Annotated in this window: 4 protein-coding genes; 1 reads left to right on the top strand and 3 read right to left on the bottom strand. The window is 40.5% G+C overall.

The features are described from left to right. Positions 1-348: chorismate mutase (gene aroH / locus PL9214_RS12460; RefSeq protein ID WP_072719143.1), on the top strand; the 348-nt coding region annotated here is incomplete at its 5' end. Positions 349-458: 110 nt separating this feature from the next. Here the strand turns inward: aroH and secF are convergent. The 3 genes from secF to PL9214_RS12445 form a co-directional block, all read right to left on the bottom strand. Next, positions 459-1,427 carry a protein translocase subunit SecF gene (gene secF, locus PL9214_RS12455; RefSeq protein WP_072719142.1) on the bottom strand — a complete coding sequence of 323 codons (969 nt, stop codon included), beginning with the start codon at positions 1,425-1,427 and terminating at the stop codon, positions 459-461. A gap of 169 nt (positions 1,428-1,596) precedes the next feature. Continuing rightward, the gene (gene secD, locus PL9214_RS12450; RefSeq protein ID WP_072719141.1) at positions 1,597-3,000 is read right to left on the bottom strand and encodes a protein translocase subunit SecD; all 1,404 of its coding nucleotides are present in this window, start codon (positions 2,998-3,000) and stop codon (positions 1,597-1,599) included. A 196-nt stretch (positions 3,001-3,196) separates the two neighbouring features. Beyond that, a complete protein-coding gene (locus PL9214_RS12445) occupies positions 3,197-4,180 on the bottom strand; it encodes an alpha-ketoacid dehydrogenase subunit beta (protein ID WP_072719140.1) in 984 nt (327 codons plus the stop codon). Positions 4,181-4,434 lie beyond the last annotated feature (254 nt).

Raw genomic sequence — 4,434 nt, 5'->3', positions numbered from 1 at the left:
TCAGAAAATTCGGTTGCAGCCATTCGAGAAGCGGTTATAGAATTATTAAATGAATTAGAAACCCGTAATCAACTTGATCCTGATGAAATTATTAGTTTAACGTTTTCAGTCACGAAAGATTTAGATGCTATTTTTCCCGCCGCGATCGCCCGTGAGCGTCCCCTTTGGCACAATGTTCCTCTATTAGATGTTCAACAAATGTATGTCAAAGGCAGTTTAGAAAAATGTATTCGCTTCTTAGTTCATGTTAACTTACCTGCTCATCAAACCCAAGTTTATCACCCTTATTTAAGAGGGGCTAAAAACCTCCGTCCCGACTGGAATTTAACCCCTGTTCATTTGTCTTAAAAACAGTTATCAGTCATCAGTAATCAGTCATCATTTTTTAAGTTTTAGTTAACACTTGACAACGATTAACCATTAACTCTTTCACTAATAACTGATAACTGATAACTGATTTACTCTTTTTCTGTTGCCAAAGACACAGAAGCGGGTTGGCGTTCGCGCCACCAGGCTAACATTGTGCTAGCAATAAAAATACTGGAATAAGCCCCTGCAATAAAACCCACTAATAATGCTAAAGCAAAATATTTGAGAGTTTCACCTCCAAACAGGAAAATGCAAGTTAAGGGTAACAAAGTTGTTAATGTGGTATTAATTGATCGAGCTAAGGTTTGTTCGACAGCATCATCCACGACTTGATTAATATGAAGTTCAGGATTTCGGGCTAACACTTCCCGAACTCGGTCATAAATCACCACCGTATCATTAACAGAAAATCCCACAATTGTTAATAAAGCTACCAGGAATAAACTATCAACTTCTACGCCAAAAAGTAATCCTAAAATTGCAAAAATTCCGATAGTAATCAAAACATCGTGGAATAAAGCAACAAAGGCAAAAAAGGCATAATCAAACTTAAACCGAAAGGTTAAATACACCGTAATTCCGGCAAATGCTAATAATAAAGCCGTTAATCCCGATAGAAAAATTTGACGGCCTACGGTGGGGCCTACTGTGTCAATTTGAGTTCCTTTTGGGTCAAAAGCACCGATTTTTTGACTTAAGGCGTTTTGCAAATTGGTTCGTTCTTCAACATTCAAGCTTTTCGTGCGAATGGAAACAATTTGCTTATCTTTTTTAGCTGAATCTTTATCTAACAGTTGAATGGAACTATTTGCTAAACCTTGAGTTGCTAAAACGTCCCGAACCTCAGTCAGATCAATGGGGCCGTTACAATTATTGGGAACAGAACAATCTAGTTCCAACTGAAGGCGAGTTCCTCCCACAAAATCTAATGCCGGACGTAAGGGTGCACCAATATCTGGGCGAGTCCAAGAAATAGCCATGGCAATGATTCCAGCCAGAATAATTGCGCTGGAAATCCCCCACCATAGGTTGCGTTGTTTAATAACACTAAAAGCCATAAATTTGTTGAAGGTTAATGGTTATCAGTAGAGACGTGCCATGGCACGTCTGTACCAGTTATCAGTTATCAGTTATCAGGGTAAGAGTTAAAAGTTAATCAGTTAATTAGAAATAACGATTGACAGTTGCTTATTGCTGATTCCTCATTCCCGATTGACTGATGACTAATTACTGATTATTGGCAAAGCTTTTTTTGACATTCGGACAAAATAATTCAGGTTTTCTTAACTCTGGAAAATCAAGAACGAGGAAGAGAAAACTACGACTACAAGTAATCGCCGTAAACATACTTACTGCTACCCCTAATCCTAATGTTAAGGCAAATCCTTTTACTAATCCTGTGCCTAACCAAAATAAGGCAACACAAGCAATAACCGTAGTTACATTACCATCTAAAATGCTACTAAAGGCACGATAAAAACCAGATTCTACAGAACGGTACAGACTTTTTCCAGCTTTCAATTCTTCACGAGTTCGTTCAAAAATTAGAACGTTAGCATCCACCGCCATCCCAATACTGAGAATAAAACCTGCAATTCCCGGTAACGTTAAAGTCACACCCAATAAATCAAATAGGGCTAAACTTAATAGGGCATAAATTAATAACGAAAAATCCGCTATTAATCCGGGTAATCGATAATAAACAATCATGAAAATCAGGACTAAAATTAAACCCGTTACCCCAGCATAAACACTCTTGTTAATACTATCCCGCCCCAAGGTAGCCCCAACGGTGCGATTTTCCACAATTTCTACGGGAACAGGTAAAGCCCCACCTCGCAATTGTACCGCTAAAGCATTAGCTTCTTCGGCGGTAAATCGTCCTGTAATAACGGCTCGACCTCCTGTAATTCCGGTATCGGCAAAATCCACAGGAACCGACGGAGAGCTTAATAAATCATTATCGAGAAAAATCCCAATTGTTCGCCCAGTTCCCGCTAACTTTTTAGTGAGTTCTGCGAACTTTTCGCCCCCTTCAGAACTAAAGACTAAACCAATATTCCAGTTCCCTCCTCCCTTTACAGGTTCAGGATAGGCATCTTTTAAATCTTGTCCTCTTAAAACAGGGCTATTATAGAGTTGGGCGATCGCTTCATTACTCTTATTCAAAGATTCAATCGCTTTAGCTAAAGCTGGGGAATCTCCCTTTTTTTTAGCTTCTTTAATTTGTTGTTTAATTCCTTGTTGAACTTGTAATTCCACCGGAAGTTGTTGTTCCGTTCCCGATTTTTGTTCTCGGAAGTCTAACTGTGCTGTTCCTCCTAAGACTCGCTCTGCTTCTTCCGGGTTATTTACTCCCGGTAACTGCACAACAATTTGATTTTGTCCGACCGTTTGCACTAAGGCTTCCGATACCCCCAATTCATTCACCCGGTTTTCAATCACACTTTGAACGGACGTTAGAACCCGTTCATCAATGATTGGAACCGCTTCTGAAGGCTTCAATTGAATGGTAAGTTGAGAACCTCCCCGTAAGTCTAAACCTAATCGTAAAGGAACATTAACAAGGACAACAATGGAGGCGATAATCACCACCAAAATCAGAATTAAAACAGAACGTTGTTTTCGCATAGGGATTATTTATCAGTAGGGGCGGGGTTTTCCCGCCCATATATTCAGTCGTAGGGGCAGGGTTTCCCTACCCGGATATCAGGGGTTTTTCTACCCGTCTATCAGTCATCATTTTTTAACCTTGAGTTAACAGTTGACAACTATTAACTATTAACTCTTTCACTGATAACTGATGACTGATAACTGAAAAAGCTGATTAAAATTTCTTACTCAAAATCTTCTGAACCCCCTCAACAATTTGCTCCGGTTGAACAATCGTGAGTCGTTCTAAAGCTCCATTGTAAGGTGTGGGAATATCTTGAGATGCTAATCGTAATACAGGTGCATCCAGTTCATCAAAAAGACGATCATTAATTGAAGCGGTAATTTCTGCTCCCAGTCCCCCGGTTTTCATACATTCTTCAACGATAATCACGCGATGGGTTTTGCGGATGGATTCACCAATCGTGTCAAAATCTAAGGGTTTGAGAGAAATTAAATCAATCACTTCAGGATCATAACCCTGTTTCACCAAAGTCGGAACCGCTTGCATCACATGATGACGCATCCGAGAATAGGTCAAAATCGTCACATCTTTTCCGCGTCTAACCACTTCCGCTTTATCAATCGGAACAATATATTCTTCGTCGGGGATATCTTCTTTGAGGTTATATAATAAAACGTGCTCAAAAAATAAAACCGGATTATCATCTCTAATCGCCGCTTTCAGTAACCCTTTTGCGTTATAAGGAGTCGAACAAGCGACCATTTTTAACCCCGGAACCGATTGAAAATAAGATTCTAACCGTTGAGAATGTTCCGCACCCAATTGACGGCCTACACCCCCAGGGCCACGAATGACCAAAGGCATTTTAAAATTGCCTCCAGAGGTATAGCGCAGCATTCCCCCGTTATTAGCAATTTGGTTGAAGGCGAGTAACAAAAATCCCATGTTCATCCCTTCAATAATCGGTCGTAACCCCGTCATTGCAGCGCCAACGGCCATTCCGGTAAAACTATTTTCTGCAATGGGAGTGTCTAAAACCCGTAAATCTCCATATTTTTGATAAAGGTCTTTCGTGACTTTGTAGGAACCACCATAGTGACCCACATCTTCTCCCAACACAAACACGGAGGGGTCACGAGCCATTTCTTCATCGGTTGCTTGTCTCAGCGCATTAAAAAGTAGGGTTGGTGCCATTGCAATTGTTGATAAGCGAGTGTGGATCACAGCTAATCTTACCAAAAGATTGAGTTCAAACCCCCTAATGTTCTCAATCACCCACCACAGACAACCTAAACCCTTACAGACAACCTCTCGACGGTCTAAAGGTTGAGTTTAGCCACCACAGAAAGCCTTCAACTTTCATCAGATAATCTCTATCCCTCTTCTGTCAGTCTCCGAGGAGTAAAATTAGAAAATAAACCAGATGGGTAGCTAGAAGGGGGATAGGG

Origin of the sequence: Planktothrix tepida PCC 9214 (genome assembly GCF_900009145.1) — a bacterium.
Taxonomy (GTDB): domain Bacteria; phylum Cyanobacteriota; class Cyanobacteriia; order Cyanobacteriales; family Microcoleaceae; genus Planktothrix; species Planktothrix tepida.
Note: the sequence above shows the minus strand (reverse complement) of the source record. Positions and strands in the feature narration are given on the sequence as shown.